The organism is Microbacterium esteraromaticum (genome assembly GCF_014084045.1).
GTDB classification, from domain to species: Bacteria; Actinomycetota; Actinomycetes; order Actinomycetales; family Microbacteriaceae; genus Microbacterium; species Microbacterium esteraromaticum_D.
Genome location: NZ_CP043732.1, coordinates 3,348,514 through 3,367,524, shown reverse-complemented (window position 1 = coordinate 3,367,524; position 19,011 = coordinate 3,348,514). Strand labels below are relative to the sequence as shown.

Sequence of the window (19,011 nt, the reverse complement as noted above, 5' to 3'; positions counted from 1 at the left end):
TATCCTCGTCCAACCCTTGTGGGGGTTGGTTGAGAATTCCTTTGGATCAATTTATATGAATGTCAGCAATGATGTTCGTCTCTTTTGGTCATGATTGAACTCGCTGCTCATTGCCGTTTTCCCGGTGGTGGGTATGCATCTGTTTTTTACGGAGAGTTTGATCCTGGCTCAGGATGAACGCTGGCGGCGTGCTTAACACATGCAAGTCGAACGATGAAGCCCAGCTTGCTGGGTGGATTAGTGGCGAACGGGTGAGTAACACGTGAGCAACCTGCCCCTGACTCTGGGATAAGCGCTGGAAACGGCGTCTAATACTGGATATGTCCCGTCACCGCATGGTGTGCGGGTGGAAAGATTTTTCGGTTGGGGATGGGCTCGCGGCCTATCAGCTTGTTGGTGAGGTAATGGCTCACCAAGGCGTCGACGGGTAGCCGGCCTGAGAGGGTGACCGGCCACACTGGGACTGAGACACGGCCCAGACTCCTACGGGAGGCAGCAGTGGGGAATATTGCACAATGGGCGGAAGCCTGATGCAGCAACGCCGCGTGAGGGATGACGGCCTTCGGGTTGTAAACCTCTTTTAGCAGGGAAGAAGCGAAAGTGACGGTACCTGCAGAAAAAGCACCGGCTAACTACGTGCCAGCAGCCGCGGTAATACGTAGGGTGCAAGCGTTATCCGGAATTATTGGGCGTAAAGAGCTCGTAGGCGGTCTGTCGCGTCTGCTGTGAAATCCCGAGGCTCAACCTCGGGCTTGCAGTGGGTACGGGCAGACTAGAGTGCGGTAGGGGAGATTGGAATTCCTGGTGTAGCGGTGGAATGCGCAGATATCAGGAGGAACACCGATGGCGAAGGCAGATCTCTGGGCCGTAACTGACGCTGAGGAGCGAAAGGGTGGGGAGCAAACAGGCTTAGATACCCTGGTAGTCCACCCCGTAAACGTTGGGAACTAGTTGTGGGGTCCTTTCCACGGATTCCGTGACGCAGCTAACGCATTAAGTTCCCCGCCTGGGGAGTACGGCCGCAAGGCTAAAACTCAAAGGAATTGACGGGGACCCGCACAAGCGGCGGAGCATGCGGATTAATTCGATGCAACGCGAAGAACCTTACCAAGGCTTGACATACACGAGAACGGGCCAGAAATGGTCAACTCTTTGGACACTCGTGAACAGGTGGTGCATGGTTGTCGTCAGCTCGTGTCGTGAGATGTTGGGTTAAGTCCCGCAACGAGCGCAACCCTCGTTCTATGTTGCCAGCACGTAATGGTGGGAACTCATGGGATACTGCCGGGGTCAACTCGGAGGAAGGTGGGGATGACGTCAAATCATCATGCCCCTTATGTCTTGGGCTTCACGCATGCTACAATGGCCGGTACAATGGGCTGCGATACCGTAAGGTGGAGCGAATCCCAAAAAGCCGGTCCCAGTTCGGATTGAGGTCTGCAACTCGACCTCATGAAGTCGGAGTCGCTAGTAATCGCAGATCAGCAACGCTGCGGTGAATACGTTCCCGGGTCTTGTACACACCGCCCGTCAAGTCATGAAAGTCGGTAACACCTGAAGCCGGTGGCCTAACCCCTTGTGGGAGGGAGCTGTCGAAGGTGGGATCGGTAATTAGGACTAAGTCGTAACAAGGTAGCCGTACCGGAAGGTGCGGCTGGATCACCTCCTTTCTAAGGAGCATCTGAAGTCTTCGGACTTCCAGAACCCAGATCGAAGGCGTCTGTTCTTCGCTGGGAGCTCATGGGTGGAACATTTGACATGCCGTCAGCGCAGCTGACTCCAGTTAGTACGGTCTTCGGATCTGGAACGGTGGGGGATGCAAGCAGGCGGCTGCACGCTGTTGGGTCCTGAGGGACCGGGCCGGCTGGATTCGTTCTGGTCGTTCTGAACCTCTCGGCCCTTACTTCTGTTGCCGTTGGGCAGTGGGGGTGGGGGACCGCCCGTACTTTGAGAACTACACAGTGGACGCGAGCATCTTAAAGAAAACCGGATCAGATCTTTTCCTGGATCTGGTCCATCTCATGTGATTTCAAGTCTTTAAGAGCAAACGGTGGATGCCTTGGCATCTGGAGCCGAAGAAGGACGTAGCAATCTGCGATAAGCCTCGGGGAACTGATAAGCGAGTTTTGATCCGAGGATGTCCGAATGGGGAAACCCCGCCAGGCGTTTGTGCGACCTGGTGACTCCCGCCTGAATATATAGGGCGGGTAGAGGGAACGTGGGGAAGTGAAACATCTCAGTACCCACAGGAAGAGAAAACAACAGTGATTCCGTGAGTAGTGGCGAGCGAAAGCGGATGAGGCTAAACCGGGTGTGTGTGATAGCCGGCAGGCGTTGCATGCCCGGGGTTGCGGGACTTTTCTGAACATTCTGCCGAGTGTTCGACGTGATGTGACGATATAGACGAACCGTCTTGAAAGGCGGGCCATAGTGGGTGCCAGCCCCGTAGTCGAAATGTTGTGCGCAGCGTGAAGAGTATCCCAAGTAGCACGGGGCCCGAGAAATCCCGTGTGAATCTGTCAGGACCACCTGATAAGCCTAAATACTCCCAGATGACCGATAGCGGACAAGTACCGTGAGGGAAAGGTGAAAAGTACCCCGGGAGGGGAGTGAAATAGTACCTGAAACCGTTTGCTTACAAACCGTTGGAGCCTCCTTAGTAGGGGTGACAGCGTGCCTTTTGAAGAATGAGCCTGCGAGTTAGCGATATGTGGCGAGGTTAACCCGTGTGGGGTAGCCGTAGCGAAAGCGAGTCTGAATAGGGCGATTCAGTCGCATGTCCTAGACCCGAAGCGAAGTGATCTATCCATGGCCAGGCTGAAGCGACGGTAAGACGTCGTGGAGGGCCGAACCCACTTAGGTTGAAAACTGAGGGGATGAGCTGTGGATAGGGGTGAAAGGCCAATCAAACTTCGTGATAGCTGGTTCTCTCCGAAATGCATTTAGGTGCAGCGTTGCGTGTTTCTTGCCGGAGGTAGAGCTACTGGATGGCCGATGGGCCTCACCAGGTTACTGACGTCAGCCAAACTCCGAATGCCGGTAAGTGAGAGCGCAGCAGTGAGACTGTGGGGGATAAGCTTCATAGTCGAGAGGGAAACAACCCAGACCACCATCTAAGGTCCCAAAGCGCGTGCTAAGTGGAAAAGGATGTGGAGTTGCTTAGACAACCAGGAGGTTGGCTTAGAAGCAGCCACCCTTGAAAGAGTGCGTAATAGCTCACTGGTCAAGTGATTCCGCGCCGACAATGTAACGGGGCTCAAGCACGCCACCGAAGTTGTGGCATTGACATTTTTGGTAGGCCTTCGTGGTCCAGCCGTGTTGATGGGTAGGAGAGCGTCGTGTGGCGAGTGAAGCGGCGGTGGAAACCAGCCGTGGACGCCACACGAGTGAGAATGCAGGCATGAGTAGCGAAAGACGTGTGAGAAACACGTCCTCCGGAAGACCAAGGGTTCCAGGGTCAAGCTAATCTTCCCTGGGTAAGTCGGGACCTAAGGCGAGGCCGACAGGCGTAGTCGATGGACAACGGGTTGATATTCCCGTACCGGCGAAGAACCGCCCCAGTCAATCCAGTAATGCTAAGTGTCCAAAGCCAGTCATCGGACCCTTCGGGGTTCACCGGCTGGTGGAGCACACGACCCTATGCTGGTGCGGCTAGCGTATTAACAGGTGTGACGCAGGAAGGTAGCCCAAGCCAGGCGATGGTTGTCCTGGTGCAAGTGCGTAGGCCGAGTCATAGGCAAATCCGTGACTCATACAGGCTGAGACACGATGCGGATAAAAAGTGGGTGATCCTATGCTGCCGAGAAAAGCATCGACGCGAGGTTCAAGCCGCCCGTACCCCAAACCGACTCAGGTGGTCAGGTAGAGAATACCAAGGAGATCGAGAGAATCGTGGTTAAGGAACTCGGCAAAATGCCCCCGTAACTTCGGGAGAAGGGGGCCACCCGCTTATTAGGATTTACTCCGAAAGGGTGTGGTGGCCGCAGAGACTAGTGGGTAGCGACTGTTTACTAAAAACACAGGTCCGTGCGAAGACGCAAGTCGATGTATACGGACTGACGCCTGCCCGGTGCTGGAAGGTTAAGAGGACCGGTTAGCCGCAAGGCGAAGCTGAGAATTTAAGCCCCAGTAAACGGCGGTGGTAACTATAACCATCCTAAGGTAGCGAAATTCCTTGTCGGGTAAGTTCCGACCTGCACGAATGGCGTAACGACTTCCCAACTGTCTCAACCGCGAACTCGGCGAAATTGCACTACGAGTAAAGATGCTCGTTACGCGCAGCAGGACGGAAAGACCCCGTGACCTTTACTACAGCTTGGTATTGGTGTTCGGTGTGGCTTGTGTAGGATAGGTGGGAGACTGTGAAACCGTGACGCCAGTTACGGTGGAGTCATTGTTGAAATACCACTCTGGTCATATTGGATATCTAACTTCGAACCGTGATCCGGTTCAGGGACAGTGCCTGGTGGGTAGTTTAACTGGGGCGGTTGCCTCCCAAAAAGTAACGGAGGCGCCCAAAGGTTCCCTCAACCTGGTTGGCAATCAGGTGGCGAGTGTAAGTGCACAAGGGAGCTTGACTGTGAGACTGACAGGTCGAGCAGGGACGAAAGTCGGGACTAGTGATCCGGCAGTGGCTTGTGGAAGCGCTGTCGCTCAACGGATAAAAGGTACCTCGGGGATAACAGGCTGATCTTGCCCAAGAGTCCATATCGACGGCATGGTTTGGCACCTCGATGTCGGCTCGTCGCATCCTGGGGCTGGAGTAGGTCCCAAGGGTTGGGCTGTTCGCCCATTAAAGCGGTACGCGAGCTGGGTTTAGAACGTCGTGAGACAGTTCGGTCCCTATCCGCTGCGCGCGTAGGAAGTTTGAGAGGATCTGACCCTAGTACGAGAGGACCGGGTTGGACGAACCTCTGGTGTGCCAGTTGTTCCGCCAGGAGCACCGCTGGTTAGCTACGTTCGGGATGGATAACCGCTGAAAGCATCTAAGCGGGAAGCCGGCCTCAAGATGAGACTTCCATACCCCTCGGGGTGAGAGGCTCCCAGCCAGACGACTGGGTTGATAGGCCAGATGTGGAAGCACGGCAACGTGTGCAGCTGACTGGTACTAATAAGCCGATGACTTGATAACACCACCCTTCTGCGAGAAGGTTCGCGTCCACTTTGTGGTTCTCGACGTACGGTCGGAACCAAACAACACACTCCACGCGAGTGATGTTGCCGAAACGTCAATAGTGTTACGGCGGCCATAGCGTGAGGGAAACGCCCGGTCACATTCCGAACCCGGAAGCTAAGCCTCACAGCGCCGATGGTACTGCAGGGGGGACCCTGTGGGAGAGTAGGACACCGCCGGACTTCTCTTAAGTAAAATGGCCACCCAGAGCTGGGTGGCCATTTTGCGTTTGCAGCAGAACAGGGAGTCAGAATGTCAGATGAGCAGCGGAACCGCCGGAACGACGGCGATGGCGCGCAGAACGGACGTTCAGGCTCCGACCGCAAGCAGCGGTACAGCGACTCCTCTTCGCGCGGCCCTCGCCGCGACGGCGAGCGTCGTCCCTATGGCGACCGTGATCAGTCTGGTGAGCGTCGTCCCTACGGCGACCGTAACCAGTCGGGTGAGCGTCGTCCGTATGGTGACCGCAATCAGTCTGGTGAGCGTCGCCCGTATGGTGACCGGAACCAGGGTGAGCGTCGCCCGTATGGTGACCGGAACCAGGGTGAGCGTCGTCCGCATGGTGACCGGAACCAGGGTGAGCGTCGTCCGCATGGTGACCGGAACCAGGGTGAGCGTCGCCCGTACGGTGACCGGAACCAGGGTGAGCGTCGCCCGTATGGCGACCGGAACCAGGGTGAGCGTCGCCCGTATGGCGACCGGAACCAGGGTGAGCGTCGCCCGTACGGTGACCGGAACCAGGGTGAGCGCCGTCCCTACGGTGACCGGAACCAGTCTGGCGAGCGCCGCCCGTATGGCGACCGGAACCAGGGTGAGCGTCGCCCGTACAGCGACCGGAACCAGGGTGAGCGCCGCCCGTACGGTGACCGGAACCAGTCTGGCGAGCGCCGCCCGTATGGCGACCGGAACCAGGGTGAGCGTCGCCCGTACAGCGACCGGAACCAGGGTGAGCGCCGCCCGTACGGTGACCGAAACCAGTCCGGTGAGCGCCGCCCGTATGGCGACCGCAACCAGTCTGGTGACCGCCGTCCCTATGGCGACCGCAACCAGGGTGAGCGTCGCCCGTACGGTGACCGCAACCAGTCCGGTGAGCGTCGTCCGTATGGTGACCGGAGCCAGGGTGAGCGCCGTCCCTTTGGCGACCGCCCGCGCCAGGATCGCGAACAGTCTGATCGTCCCTCGTACCGTGATCGTCCGCGCGGCGGCGTGGACCGCCCGCACAACGAGTACGCGCCCGTTCGCGAGCGCATCCCGGAGCCGCCGCTGCCCGAGGAGATCACCGCGCGAGACCTGCACCCGGCCGCGCGCAACGAGCTGAAGACCCTCAGCAAGGAGAACGCCGAGCAGGTCGCGCGGCACCTCGCGATGGTGGCGCAGCTGATCGACGATGATCCGGCACGTGCACACGAGCATGCTCTGGCAGCGTCGCGTCGTGCCGGCCGTGTCGCCGTCGTGCGCGAGACGCTCGCGATCACGGCATACGGTGTCGGCGACTTCGCCCTCGCACTGCGTGAGCTGCGCACCTACCGCCGCATCTCCGGCAACGATGATCAGATCGCCCTCATCGTCGACAGCGAGCGCGGAGTCGGCCGACCCGACCGTGCGCTCGAGGAGGGTCGCGCGGTCGATCGAGCGTCGCTCACGCCTGCCGTGCGCGCAGCACTCGCGATCGCCATGTCGGGTGCTCGCCTCGATCGCGGCGAGACGGAGCTGGCGCTCGGCGAACTGGAGATCCCCGAGCTCGACCCAGACCGTGCGTTCGAATGGAGCCCCGCGCTCTTCTCCGCCCGCGCGGCTGTGCTCGAAGATCTGGGCCGCACCGAGGAGGCGACGTTCTGGACGCAGCGCGCCGAGGTGGCCGCGTCTGCCCTCGGTCACGACGGCGAGTTCGACGAGATCATCGTCGAAGACGGCCTCATCGAGGGTTTCGACGACATCGACTCGGATGAGGCCGAGCCTGAGCCCGAGGCCGATGCCGAGTCCGGAGCTGAGGCTGAGGCCGGGTCTGAGGCATCCGGAGCTGAGATGTCCGAGTCTGAGAACGCCGCCGGCGAGCCCGAGTCCGACTCAGCCGAGCCCGAGTCCGACTCAGCCGAGCCCGAGTCCGACTCGGCCGAGCATGTCGAGTCTTCCGACGACGACGCACCGGAGTCCGATCGCTGATGGGACTGTTCCGCCGATCGAAGCAGGCATCCACACCGCTGACCGGACGCGACGCGATCCTCGCCGATCTGGACGGCGTGGTCTACGCCGGACCGCACGCGCTGCCGCACGCGGTCGACAGTCTCAACCGAGCAGCGCAGTCGCTGCGCCTCGGGTACATCACCAACAACGCGGCGCGCACCGACGCATCGGTTGCCGAACACCTCACAGGCCTCGGCCTGACCGTCGCCCCGGACGAGGTCGTGACCAGCCCCCAGGCGGCGATGCGCCTGCTGGCGACGATGGTTCCCGCTCCCGCCACGGTCCTCATCGTCGGGGGAGAGGGTCTCGTGGTCGAGGCCCAGAAGGCCGGCTACACGGTCACCCGCAGCGCAGAGGATTCACCGGCCGCCGTCGTGCAGGGCTTCAGCCCCGAGGTCGCATGGACCGACCTCGCCGAGGCCGCCTTCGCCCTGAAGGTGCCCGAGGACGAGGGCGGGATCCCGTGGATCTCGACCAACACCGACTGGACCATTCCGCGCGAGCGCGGCGTGGCGCCCGGCAACGGCACCCTCGTCTCCGCCGTGCACACCGCGATCGGCCGGCTGTCGACCGTCGCGGGCAAGCCCGAGACGCCCATCTTCGAAGAGGCCATCGCGCGCTTCGGCGCCCAGCGGCCGCTCTTCCTCGGCGACAGGCTCGACACCGACATCATGGGCGCAGTGCGCGCCGGGATCGATTCGGCGCTGGTGCTCACCGGCATCGACCGCCCGAAGCACGTGCTCGCAGCGCCTCAGGGCTCGCGTCCTGACTACATCCTCGCCGACCTGCGCGACCTGCACGAGCCGTACCCGCAGACCGTCGAGAAGGACGGCGTCTTCACGGTGAACGATGCCGCGGTCCGCATCGACGGCGCCGACGTGCAGATCCTCGCCGAGGGCTCATCGCAGATCGATCTGCTGCGCGCAGGCGCTGCGACGATCTGGGCCACTGGCCTCGCGATCTACGCCTTCCGGGTGCCCGAGCAGCTGTACGCCGATCCTTTCCACAGGCCCTGAGCGTCGCCGCGGTCACGTCGCCGGCCCGCGTTACAGTGGTCGGATGGAGCACACGCGAGACGAGCCGACCGATGCGCTCTGGAGCCGACTGCGCCTGATCGAGGGTCAGCCGCTCGCCGACCGCGCCGACGCATACGGCTCGCTGCACGACGAGCTCATGAAGCGGCTCGAGAGCGCCCCGCGCACCGGCGACACGGCGCCCGGCAGCCGATGACCCGCCTCGACGCCGCCCTTGCAGCGAGAGGCCTCGCCCGTTCGCGCACCCACGCGGCATCCCTCATCGCCGACGGGCTCGTCCGCGTCGACGGCCGCACCGTCATCAAATCGTCCACCCCGGTCGACGACGGCGCCGAGCTCACGGTCGACGGCGGCGACCACTACGTCAGCCGCGCCGCCCACAAGCTCATCGCCGCGCTCGACGGCTTCGGCATCGCCGTCGCCGGTCGTCTCGCCCTCGACATGGGCGCCTCGACCGGCGGATTCACACAGGTGCTCCGCGAGCGCGGCGCCAGACGCGTGCTCGCCGTCGACGTGGGCCACGGCCAGCTCTCCCCGCAGGTCGCCGCCGACCCGGCTGTCGTCTCCGTCGAGGGCTTCAACGTGCGTCATATGACCGCGCAGTCGCTCGCGGATGCCACCGGCGAACCCGATCGCCCCGACGTGGCGGTGGGTGACCTGTCGTTCATCTCGCTCGCCCTCGTGCTCCCGGCGATCGTCGAGACGATCGCGCCGGGCGCCGACGTCGTGCTGCTCATCAAGCCGCAGTTCGAGGTCGGCCGAACGGCGGTGAAGGGCGGGCTCGTGACCAGTGTCGACGCCCGCCTCGACGCGGTCGAGCGCAGCCTGTGGAGCGCGCACGACGTGGGGCTCGGGATGCTCGGCATCCTTCCCTCGCCGATCCTCGGCACCCACGGCAACGCAGAGTACCTCGTGCATCTCGCGCACGGACGGGGAGCGGATCCGTCAGAATGGTCGGAGCAGATCGCGCACGTGGCAGGAGGACGATGAACGAGCGCCACATCCTGGTCGTCGCCCACGCCAAGCGCGAAGACACGGTCGCCGCGGCCCTCAGGGTCGTCGACGCCCTGCGCGGCGCAGGAGCGACCCCCGTGCTGCCCGCGGCCGACCACGACGAGTTCGTCGCCCTCGATGAGCGCTTCGCCGACGTCGGGCTGCTCGGAACGGACGTCGCCATCCACGACCTCGAGCTCGCCATCGTGCTCGGCGGAGACGGCACGATCCTGCGCGCCGCCGAGCTCGTGCGCGGCTCGGACGCACCCGTGCTCGGGATCAACATGGGTCACGTCGGCTTCCTCGCCGAGATCGATCGCGATGACATGGATGCCGCCGTCGCCCGCGTCATCGACCGCGACTACGAGGTCGAGGAACGCCTCGCCCTGTCCGTGCGGGTGAAGGACGTCGACGGGGCCGTCGTCTTCGAGACCTGGGCCCTCAACGAGGCGACTGTCGAGAAGGCCAGCCGCGAGCGCATGATCGAGGTCGTCATCGAGATCGACGGCCGTCCGCTGTCGAGCTTCGGATGCGACGGCATGGTCGTCTCGACGCCGACGGGATCCACCGCCTACAACTTCTCGGCCGGCGGACCTGTCATCTGGCCGACGGTCGAGGCTATCGCGGTCGTGCCGCTGTCGGCCCACGCCCTCTTCGCCAAGCCGCTCGTGGTGGGACCGGAGGCATCGGTGGCGATCGAGATGCTCGAGCGCACCGACGGCAGCGGCATCCTCTGGTGCGACGGGCGGCGCTCGCACGACCTGCCGCCCGGCGCTCGCGTCGTCGTGCGTCGCTCGTCGCACCCGGTGCGACTGGCCCGCCTGCATCCGACCGCCTTCACCAACCGCCTGGTGCGCAAGTTCCAGCTGCCCGTCGCAGGATGGCGAGGTGCGTCGTGATCGATGAGATGCGCATCCGCGGTCTCGGTGTGATCGACGACGCGGTGTTGCCCCTCGGAGCCGGGTTCACCGCCGTCACCGGCGAGACCGGTGCGGGAAAGACCATGGTCGTGACCGGCCTCGGGCTGCTGCTCGGCGCACGCGCCGATTCGTCCGCGATCCGCGCGGGCGCCACGCAGGCATCCGTCGCCGGCGTCTGGATGGTGCCGCCCGACGGGCCGATCGCCGACATCGTCACCGATGCAGGCGGTGAGCTCGAGCCGGCGGGAGACGCCGCAGAGCTGTACGTCTCGCGCACACTCAGCGCCGAAGGGCGCAGTCGCGCGAGCGTCGGCGGGCGCCCCGCTCCAGCCGGCGTCCTCGCCTCGCTCGCCGAGGAGCTCGTCGTCGTTCACGGGCAGTCAGAGCAGCTGCGTCTTCGGTCTGCCGCCGCCCAGCGCGACGCGCTCGACCGGTTCGGCGGCGAGCCGATCGCCGAAGCGCTCGCGACCTACCGAGAGCGCTTCGGGCGCTGGCGAGAACTGGATGCGGAGATCACGGAGCTCACCGCGAACCGCGACCGCCGCGCGGCCGAGGCCGCTCTGCTGCGCGAGCAGCTCGCCGAGATCGAGCAGCTCGAGCCGCAGCCGGGTGAGGACGTCGAGCTCAACGAGCGCGCCGAGCGGCTCGCGAACTCCGAGGAGCTGCGGCTGTCGGCGTCCGTCGCCCGCTCCGCACTCTCGAGCGAGGAGGGCGACCCCGACGTGGGGGCGCTGCTCGCCGAGGCCCGCCGCGCGCTCGAGCGCAGCGCCGACCCGAAGCTCACCGAGATCGCCGAGACGATCGCCGACCTCGGCTATCGTGCCGCCGATCTCGCCCAGCAGCTGTCCGGCTATCTCGCCGACCTCGACGAGTCGGGCCCGCATGAGCTCGCCGCTGTCGAGGAGCGGCGTGCGGCACTGGGCGGTCTGGTCCGCCAGCACGGCTCGCTCGAGGCGGCGCTTCGCATCTGGGAGACCGGCTCGCTCCGCCTGGCAGAGCTCGACGACGACGGCGACCGCATCGAACGGCTCACCGCCGAGGCCGAGAGCGCCCGCGCCGCCCTCGACGATGCGGCCGCCGCTCTCACCGAGGTGCGCACGGCCGCCGCCGTTCGCCTGTCGGCAGCGGTCACCGACGAGCTGCACGCACTGGCGATGCCGGATGCCACGCTCGAAGCCCGCGTGTCGCCAGGCGCCGAGTCGGCGCACGGTCGCGATGATGTGGCGATCCTGCTGGCGCCGCACCCCGGCGCGGAGCCGCGGTCGGTGTCGAAGGGCGCGTCCGGCGGCGAGCTCTCGCGGGTGATGCTCGCCATCGAGGTCGTCATCGCCGGCACCGATCCCGTGCCGACCTTCGTCTTCGACGAGGTGGATGCCGGCATCGGAGGAGCCGCGGCCATCGAGGTCGGACGAAGGCTGGCGCAGCTGGCCCGCACCTCGCAGGTCATCGCCGTCACGCATCTGGCCCAGGTGGCCGCATTCGCGAACAACCATCTCTCCGTCGTGAAATCGAACGACGGCGCGGTGACCGCGTCCAGCGTCACCCGGCTGGAGGGGGAGCAGCGCGAGGCGGAGATGGCGCGTCTGCTCTCCGGCCTCACCGATTCGGATGCCGCGCTCACTCACGCCCGTGAACTGCTGAGCCTCGGCTCGGCGATCAACTGATAGGATAAAAGCCCGTGATGAACTCTTCAGTTGCGGCGCCAGACAACGACACCAGCTCCTTCACGACGAAGCACATCTTCGTGACAGGCGGTGTCGTTTCCTCTTTGGGCAAGGGACTCACCGCAGCCAGCCTCGGCAATCTGCTCACCGCACGCGGGCTGCGCGTCGTGATGCAGAAGCTCGACCCGTACCTCAACGTCGACCCGGGCACCATGAACCCGTTCGAGCACGGCGAGGTCTTCGTCACCGACGACGGCGCCGAGACCGACCTCGACATCGGGCACTACGAGCGGTTCCTCGGCATCGACCTGTCGCGCGCGGCCAACGTCACGACCGGCCAGATCTACTCCGAGGTCATCGCCAACGAGCGCCGAGGCGACTATCTGGGTGCGACAGTGCAGGTCATCCCGCACATCACAGACGAGATCAAGCGGCGCATGCGCCTGCAGGCGACGGAAGAGCCGCAGCCCGACATCATCATCACCGAGGTGGGCGGCACGGTCGGAGACATCGAGTCGCAGCCCTTCCTCGAGTCGGCCCGTCAGCTGCGTCACGAGCTGGGCCGTGACAACGTCTTCTTCGTGCACGTCTCGCTCGTGCCGTTCATGGGCGCCTCCGGCGAGCAGAAGACCAAGCCGACCCAGCACTCCGTCGCGGCTCTTCGCCAGGTCGGAATCCACCCCGACGCCCTCGTGCTGCGCAGCGATCGCCCGGTCAGCGCCAGCAACCGCAACAAGATCGCCCTGATGTGCGACGTCGACGTCGAAGGCGTCATCAACACGGTCGACCTGCCGAGCATCTACGACATCCCGTCGACGCTCAACGACCAGGGCCTCGACGCGTACATCATCCGCCGCCTCGGCCTCGACGCCAAGGCGGGCGAGGTCGACTGGACCCGCTGGAACACGGTGCTGCACGCCGTGCACAACCCCAAGCACGAGGTGACGATCGGCCTGGTCGGCAAGTATATCGACCTGCCGGACGCCTACCTCTCGGTCACCGAGGCGCTCAAGGCCGGCGGCTTCGCGCAGGAGACGAAGGTCAACATCCGCTGGATCGCGTCCGACACGTGCGAGACGCCGGAGGGCGCGGCGAAGAACCTCGGCGATCTCGACGGCATCCTCGTGCCGGGCGGGTTCGGCATCCGCGGCATCGAGGGCAAGCTCGGCGCGCTGAAGTTCGCACGCGAGCAGGGCATCCCCACGCTCGGCATCTGCCTCGGGCTGCAGTGCATGGTCATCGAGTACGGACGCAACGTCGCCGGCATCGCCGAGGCGTCGTCGACCGAGTTCGACCCCGATACCGCAGAGCCGATCATCGCGACGATGGCGGAGCAGATCGAGATCCTCGACGGCGGAGACCTCGGCGGCACCATGCGCCTCGGTCTGTACGAAGCGGCACTCGGCGAGGGCACCCTCGCGCGCGAGCTCTACGAGGGTCCCACCGCTTCCGAGCGTCACCGCCACCGCTACGAAGTGAACAACGCCTACCGTCCGCGTCTTGCCGAAGCCGGCCTCGTCTTCTCCGGTCTGAACCCCGACCTCGACCTCGTCGAGTTCGTCGAGCTGCCCCGTGACGTGCACCCCTACTACATCGCCACCCAGGCACACCCCGAGCTGCGCTCGCGCCCGACCGCACCGCATCCGCTGTTCCGCGGCCTGGTGGGCGCCGCCATCGAACGGCACCGCGCGAGCGAGCTGTTCAGCGAAGACGACGAGTGATCCCCATGCCCGGTTCAGGCGCCGCGGGCGCGTCGCCCGCAGAGTCCGGACAGGGGAGCTCATCGGCAGCGATGTCCTCGTCAGCCCAGGACGGTCTCATCGAGGACGACACGTTCGAGCCCGAGGTCGTCTCCAGTGAGCTCGCCTTCCGCGGCGCCGTCTGGGATGTGCGCGATGACCGGGTGCGCTACGGCGACGGCGTGATCCGCCGTCAGTATGTGGCGCACACCGGCGCCGTCGCGGTCGTCGCCCTCGACGAGCAGGAGCGGGTGCTGCTGATCCAGCAGTACAGGCATCCCATCCGGCATCGCGACTGGGAGCTGCCTGCGGGCCTGCTCGATGTACCAGGCGAGGAGCCGATGCTCGCCGCCCGTCGTGAACTGGCCGAGGAGGCCGACATCGTGGCCGCGCACTGGGAGCATCTCGTCTCGGCGTGGACGACCCCCGGCGGCAACGACGAGATGATCCACGTCTACCTCGCGACGGGCCTCTCCGATGCCGAGGCGCACGACAGGCAGGACGAGGAGGCCGACATCCGCGTCGAGTGGGTGCCGCTGTCCGAGGCCGCCGACGGGGTTCTCGCAGGGCGGCTGCACAACGGCATCCTGGGCATCGGAGTCCTGGCGGCCGAGCGCAGCCTGCGCGAGCAGCGTCGTCGCGAAGAGCGCTGACATGCGGCTCGACCGGGCGCTCGACGCGTACCTGCGTCACGTCACGATCGAGCGCGGCCTCTCGGAGCACACGGTCGCCGCCTACCGGCGCGACCTCGCCGGCTACCTCTCGTGGCTGGGGGAGCGGGGCATCGAGACGACGGATGCCGTCGATCCCGGCGCCGTGTCGGCGTTCATCGCCGATCGCGCGGGCGCCGAGCCGCCGCCGGCCGCGACGAGCCTGGCCCGGCTGCAGTCGGCCGTTCGTGGGTGGCATCGGTTCCTGGTGCGCGAGGGCATCGAGACCGACGACCCGACGGGGCGCCTCCGTCCTCCGAAGACACCGCAGCGGCTGCCCAAGGCGCTGACCATCGATCAGGTCGAGCGGCTTCTCGCCGCGCCTTCCGCGGAGGAGCCGCTCGGCATGCGTGATCGTGCCCTGCTCGAGCTGCTCTACGCGACCGGCGCGCGGGTGTCGGAGGCGGTATCCCTCGATGTCGACGACCTCGCGTACGGCGACGTGCTGCGCCTGCGCGGCAAGGGCGACAAGGAGCGCATCGTGCCGGTCGGCTCGTATGCGCGAGCCGCGATCGACGCGTACCTCACCAGGGTGCGCCCTGAGCTCGCGACCAAGGGGCGCGCGACGGCACGGCTGTTCCTCGGGGCACGCGGCGCCCCGCTGTCGCGCCAGAGCGCGTGGCTCGTGATCCGCGCCGCGGCCGAGCGCGCCCAGATCGCCGCCGACGTGTCGCCCCACACGCTTCGGCACAGCTTCGCGACCCATCTGCTGCAGGGCGGGGCCGACGTGCGGGTGGTGCAGGAGCTGCTCGGCCACGCATCGGTGGCCACCACGCAGATCTACACCCACGTGTCGGTGGATGCCCTCCGCGACGTCTACGCGACCTCGCACCCCCGGGCACGCTGAGCATCGTCCGGGAAAAGGTTTGAAGTCGGACCATTGACAGTCCCGACCCTGTGACGCCAGAATCGCTCCATACGCTCCCTCCATCGAAAGCAGGTAGCACTTCCATGAGCGAATCCACAAAGGCTGTGGGTGACGGTCACGTCGACGATGACGCCGCCGCTCTCGCAGAACTCGGTTACAAGCAGGAACTCCACCGCGGAATGTCGGGCTTCTCGAACTTCGCGGTGTCGTTCTCGATCATCTCGATCCTCGCGGGATGCATCACCTCGTTCAACATCGCGCTGAAGTCGGGGGACCGAGCGCGATCACCATCGGCTGGCCGCTGGTCGGCGTCTTCGTGCTGTGCGTCGCCCTTGCCATGGCCGAGGTCTGCTCCCGGTACCCGACCGCCGGCGGGCTCTACTTCTGGGCCGGGCGACTGGCCAAGAAGAACAAGCGCCAGTGGGCCTGGTTCGTCGGCTGGTACAACTTCCTCGGCGAGGTCGCCGTCACCGCCGCCATCGACTACGGCGCCGCCGCGACCATGATGGCGTTCGCCAACCTCATGTGGGGCACCGAGGTCACGGCACTGGGCACGTTCACCCTGTTCGTCGTGCTGATCGTGATCCACGGTCTGCTGAACACCTTCGGCGTCAACATCGTCAGCCTGCTCTCCACCGTGTCCGCCTGGTGGCACATCGTCGGTGTGCTGATCATCGTCGCCGTGCTGTGGATCATGCCCACCAGCCACCAGAGCGTCGGCTGGACGTTCACCACGTTCTACAACGAGACCGGCTGGGGATTCGGACCGTACGTGTTCCTCATGGGGCTGCTGATGGCCCAGTACACGTACACCGGCTACGACGCGTCCGCGCACGTCGCCGAGGAGACGAAGAACGCCGCCGTCGCGGCACCGAAGGGCATCGTGATGAGCGTGCTGGTGTCGATCATCGGCGGGTGGATCCTGCTCTACACGATCGTCGCGGCGATCCCGGACGGCAGCGAGGAGGGCCTGTCGAAGATCGTCAACACCGGTCTCGGGTCGGGCCCTGCCCAGATCTTCATGGATGCGCTGAACAACCCCGATGTGGCGAAGTTCCTGCTGTTCATCGTCTGCGGTGCCCAGTTCTTCTGCGGCATGGCATCGGTCACGGCGAACTCCCGCATGAGCTACGCGTTCTCGCGCGACAACGCCATTCCCGGCTCGCGTCTGTGGGCGCAGGTGAACAAGCGCACGGGCACTCCGACCAACTCGATCTGGCTGTGCGTCGCCCTGTCGATCCTGGTCACGGTGCCTGCGCTGTTCAACACGACCGCGTACGCGGCCGTCACCTCGATCGCGGTGATCGGACTGTACATCGGCTACGTCACCCCTGTGCTGCTGCGCCGCCTGAGCCGCGACTTCACTCCGGGGCCGTGGAACCTCGGCCGGTGGAGCGCGCTGGTGGGCTGGGTGGCCGTGGCATGGGTGATTTTCATCGTCATCCTCTTCGTCCTGCCCCCGGTGAACCCCGTCACGGTCGAGACCTTCAACTACGCGCCGGTCGCCGTCGCGGTCGTCGCCCTGCTGTGCGTGGTGCTCTGGTTCGCGTACGGCAAGCGCGACTTCATGAACCACGCCGAGGCCACGCACCTCACCAAGGCCGCGGACAAGCTCCTGGACGAGTGATGATGGACTCCCCACTGGTGGACGCCGCGCTGCACCCGGTGCGCGGGCAGATGGCCTTCGAATCCTGCGTCGAGCAGCTCGGGTCGGCCATCCAGCTCGGCATCTTCCGGGTGGGGACGAAGCTGCCTGGCGAGCGCGAGCTCGCCGAGCGGCTCAACGTCTCGCGCGCCACCCTGAGGGAGGCCATCAGCGCCCTCCGCGCCGCCGGGCTCGTCTCCACGACCCGGGGGCGCGGAGGGGGCACCGTCGTCGAGCCGCCCGCGCGCGTGTGGCCCGCCGACCAGAACCCGCCGCGCAGAGCCGAGGTCGACGGCCTCATCATCTTCCGCTCGGTGATCGAGCCCGGTGCCGCGCACAGAGCCGCGCTCACGGATCTCACCGCTGAGCAGCGGGAGCTGCTGCAGACCAGCCTCGCCGAGGTGGACGCCGCCGCGTCGCCGGCCGAGTACCGGCAGGCGGATGCCCGTCTGCACCTCGCCATCAGCACGGTGTGCGGCTCGGACGACCTCGCCCACGCCTGCAGCGGCGTGCAGGTGCGGATCCACCAGCTGCTCGCCGAGATCCCATTCCTGAAGAAGAACATCGAACACGCCGATGCCGAGCATCGAGAGATCGTCGCGGCGATCCTCGACGGCGACGCCGAGCGGGCGCGCCTGACCATGGCCGCGCACTGCGACGCCACGGCCGCACTCCTGAAGGGCCTCCTGAAATGACACAGATCGACATCCCACCCATGCGCAACGACCGGATGCTGAGCGTCGATAGGCTGCGCAGCCTCATCCTCGAGGGCGACATCGACACCGTCGTCCTGGCCTTCACCGACATGCAGGGCCGACTGCAGGGCAAGCTGCTGCACGCCCGGTTCTTCCTCGACTCCGTGCTCGGTCACGGCACCGAGGGGTGCAACTACCTGCTCGCCGTCGACGTCGACATGAACACCATCGACGGGTACGAGCACGCCTCCTGGGCGAGCGGCTACGGTGACATGGAGTTCATACCGGATCTCGCGACCATCCGCCTCGTGCCCCACCAGCCCGGTGCGGTGATGATCCAGTGCGACCTCACCAGCACGACAGGGGATCCGGTGCGGGTCTCTCCGCGAAGCATGCTGCGAGCGCAGACCGATCGCGCAGCGCGGCACAGCTGGAAGGCCGTCGCGGGCACCGAGCTCGAGTTCGTGATCTACAACACGCCGTACGAGAAGGCGTGGAACGACGGCTACCGCGATCTCGTGCCCGCCAACCAGTACAACGTCGACTACTCGATCCTCGGTTCGTCGATCGTCGAGCCGCTGCTGCGTGAGATCCGCAACACCATGTACGACTCGGGCCTGACCGTCGAGTCCGCCAAGGGGGAGTGCAACTTCGGACAGCACGAGATCGCGTTCCTCTACGACGAGGTCATGGCCACGGCAGACAACCACTCGTATTACAAGACCGCGTCGAAGGACATCGCCCGCAGGCACGGCCAGTCGATCACGTTCATGGCCAAGCCCAATCAGCGCGAGGGCAACTCGTGCCACGTGCACATGTCGCTGCGAGGCAAGGACGACGACTCACTGGTGTTCTGGGACGACCAGCACGGGCGGCGCTCGGCCGTCTACGACCACTTCATCGCCGGCGTGCTCGCGACCATGCGCGAGTTCACCCTGTTCTACGCGCCGAACATCAACTCGTACAAGCGATTCGTGAAGGGCTCGTTCGCCCCGACCGCGATCGCGTGGGGCGTCGACAACCGCAGCACCGCCGTGCGTCTGGTCGGCAGCGGCCGCAGCGCCCGCATGGAGAACCGCCTGCCCGGTGGCGACATGAATCCTTATCTCGGCCTCGCCGCCATGCTCGCCGGCGGTCTGTACGGCGTCGAGAACGAACTCGAGCTGGGGAGGGCATCACCGGCAACGCCTACGAGTCGGGTGCGCCGACGGTCCCCACGACGATGCGCGAGGCGCGCGACGCTCTCGCGGGGTCGGAGATCGCCGCGCAGGTGTTCGGCGAGGACGTCGTGCGTCACTACGTGCACTATGCGGATGTCGAGATCGAGGCGTTCGACGCAGCGGTCACCGACTGGGAGCTCCGCCGCGGATTCGAGAGGCTGTGAAC

General features: G+C 65.2%; 12 protein-coding genes, 3 rRNA genes and 1 pseudogene. 15 read left to right on the top strand and 1 reads right to left on the bottom strand.

Annotation, left to right across the window (positions count from 1 at the left end):
* Nucleotides 1-145 precede the first annotated feature (145 nt).
* The 3 genes from FVO59_RS16235 to rrf all read left to right on the top strand — a co-directional run bounded on the left by FVO59_RS16235 (nt 146) and on the right by rrf (nt 5,355).
* Nucleotides 146-1,670 (top strand): 16S ribosomal RNA (locus tag FVO59_RS16235).
* Between the two features lie 357 nt (nt 1,671-2,027).
* Nucleotides 2,028-5,131 (top strand): 23S ribosomal RNA (locus FVO59_RS16230).
* A gap of 107 nt (nt 5,132-5,238) precedes the next feature.
* Nucleotides 5,239-5,355: ribosomal RNA gene (rrf, locus tag FVO59_RS16225) — 5S ribosomal RNA — on the top strand.
* Together the 16S, 23S and 5S rRNA genes form the textbook arrangement of a ribosomal RNA operon.
* A 127-nt stretch (nt 5,356-5,482) precedes the next feature.
* Here rrf and FVO59_RS16220 read toward each other — a convergent pair.
* Nucleotides 5,483-6,394 carry a hypothetical protein gene (locus FVO59_RS16220; protein ID WP_182253555.1) on the bottom strand — a complete coding sequence of 304 codons (912 nt, stop codon included), beginning with the start codon at nt 6,392-6,394 and terminating at the stop codon, nt 5,483-5,485.
* On the opposite strand from FVO59_RS16220, the gene FVO59_RS16215 reads away from it, so the two are divergent.
* The 12 genes and pseudogenes from FVO59_RS16215 to FVO59_RS16160 all read left to right on the top strand — a co-directional run bounded on the left by FVO59_RS16215 (nt 6,380) and on the right by FVO59_RS16160 (nt 19,009).
* A complete protein-coding gene (locus tag FVO59_RS16215) occupies nt 6,380-7,336 on the top strand; it encodes a hypothetical protein (RefSeq protein ID WP_259363317.1) in 957 nt (318 codons plus the stop codon). The genes FVO59_RS16220 and FVO59_RS16215 overlap by 15 nt on opposite strands.
* Nucleotides 7,336-8,373 (top strand): HAD-IIA family hydrolase, encoded by a 1,038-nt coding sequence (locus tag FVO59_RS16210; protein WP_182253554.1) that lies wholly within the window; start codon nt 7,336-7,338, stop codon nt 8,371-8,373. Before FVO59_RS16215 ends, FVO59_RS16210 begins: the two co-directional genes overlap by 1 nt.
* 43 nt (nt 8,374-8,416) lie before the next feature.
* On the top strand, nt 8,417-8,587 hold the full coding sequence (locus FVO59_RS16205) for a hypothetical protein (RefSeq protein WP_182253553.1): 171 nt from the start codon (nt 8,417-8,419) through the stop codon (nt 8,585-8,587).
* Nucleotides 8,584-9,381 (top strand): TlyA family RNA methyltransferase, encoded by a 798-nt coding sequence (locus FVO59_RS16200; RefSeq protein WP_182253552.1) that lies wholly within the window; start codon nt 8,584-8,586, stop codon nt 9,379-9,381. Before FVO59_RS16205 ends, FVO59_RS16200 begins: the two co-directional genes overlap by 4 nt.
* The gene (locus FVO59_RS16195; RefSeq protein ID WP_182253551.1) at nt 9,378-10,283 is read left to right on the top strand and encodes an NAD kinase; all 906 of its coding nucleotides are present in this window, start codon (nt 9,378-9,380) and stop codon (nt 10,281-10,283) included. The genes FVO59_RS16200 and FVO59_RS16195 overlap by 4 nt, the downstream gene beginning before the upstream one ends.
* On the top strand, nt 10,280-11,968 hold the full coding sequence (recN, locus tag FVO59_RS16190) for a DNA repair protein RecN (protein ID WP_182253550.1): 1,689 nt from the start codon (nt 10,280-10,282) through the stop codon (nt 11,966-11,968). The genes FVO59_RS16195 and recN overlap by 4 nt, the downstream gene beginning before the upstream one ends.
* A gap of 17 nt (nt 11,969-11,985) precedes the next feature.
* A complete protein-coding gene (gene pyrG, locus FVO59_RS16185; protein ID WP_182253549.1) occupies nt 11,986-13,689 on the top strand; it encodes a CTP synthase in 1,704 nt (567 codons plus the stop codon).
* Between the two features lie 71 nt (nt 13,690-13,760).
* Nucleotides 13,761-14,360 (top strand): NUDIX domain-containing protein, encoded by a 600-nt coding sequence (locus FVO59_RS16180; RefSeq protein ID WP_182253548.1) that lies wholly within the window; start codon nt 13,761-13,763, stop codon nt 14,358-14,360.
* A 1-nt stretch (nt 14,361) separates the two neighbouring features.
* Nucleotides 14,362-15,264, top strand: coding sequence for a site-specific tyrosine recombinase XerD (gene xerD, locus FVO59_RS16175; RefSeq protein WP_182253547.1), 903 nt, complete (start codon nt 14,362-14,364; stop codon nt 15,262-15,264).
* 256 nt (nt 15,265-15,520) lie between these two features.
* Nucleotides 15,521-16,912: an amino acid permease gene (locus FVO59_RS16170; RefSeq protein WP_259363316.1), complete on the top strand. Its 1,392-nt coding sequence runs from the start codon at nt 15,521-15,523 to the stop codon at nt 16,910-16,912.
* Nucleotides 16,912-17,625, top strand: coding sequence for a FadR/GntR family transcriptional regulator (locus FVO59_RS16165; RefSeq protein ID WP_259363315.1), 714 nt, complete (start codon nt 16,912-16,914; stop codon nt 17,623-17,625). Before FVO59_RS16170 ends, FVO59_RS16165 begins: the two co-directional genes overlap by 1 nt.
* Nucleotides 17,622-19,009 (top strand): annotated as a pseudogene (locus tag FVO59_RS16160) (glutamine synthetase family protein). Before FVO59_RS16165 ends, FVO59_RS16160 begins: the two are co-directional and overlap by 4 nt.
* Nucleotides 19,010-19,011 lie beyond the last annotated feature (2 nt).

Excerpts from the sequence above, each read along its gene's own strand:
- FVO59_RS16210 (WP_182253554.1), top strand. The coding sequence starts at position 7,336 with ATGGGACTGTTCCGCCGATCGAAGCAGGCATCCACACCGCTGACCGGA.
- FVO59_RS16205 (WP_182253553.1), top strand. The coding sequence starts at position 8,417 with ATGGAGCACACGCGAGACGAGCCGACCGATGCGCTCTGGAGCCGACTG.
- FVO59_RS16200 (WP_182253552.1), top strand. The coding sequence starts at position 8,584 with ATGACCCGCCTCGACGCCGCCCTTGCAGCGAGAGGCCTCGCCCGTTCG.
- FVO59_RS16195 (WP_182253551.1), top strand. The coding sequence starts at position 9,378 with ATGAACGAGCGCCACATCCTGGTCGTCGCCCACGCCAAGCGCGAAGAC.
- pyrG (WP_182253549.1), top strand. The coding sequence starts at position 11,986 with ATGAACTCTTCAGTTGCGGCGCCAGACAACGACACCAGCTCCTTCACG.
- FVO59_RS16180 (WP_182253548.1), top strand. The coding sequence starts at position 13,761 with ATGTCCTCGTCAGCCCAGGACGGTCTCATCGAGGACGACACGTTCGAG.
- xerD (WP_182253547.1), top strand. The coding sequence starts at position 14,362 with ATGCGGCTCGACCGGGCGCTCGACGCGTACCTGCGTCACGTCACGATC.
- FVO59_RS16170 (WP_259363316.1), top strand. The coding sequence starts at position 15,521 with ATGCATCACCTCGTTCAACATCGCGCTGAAGTCGGGGGACCGAGCGCG.
- FVO59_RS16165 (WP_259363315.1), top strand. The coding sequence starts at position 16,912 with ATGATGGACTCCCCACTGGTGGACGCCGCGCTGCACCCGGTGCGCGGG.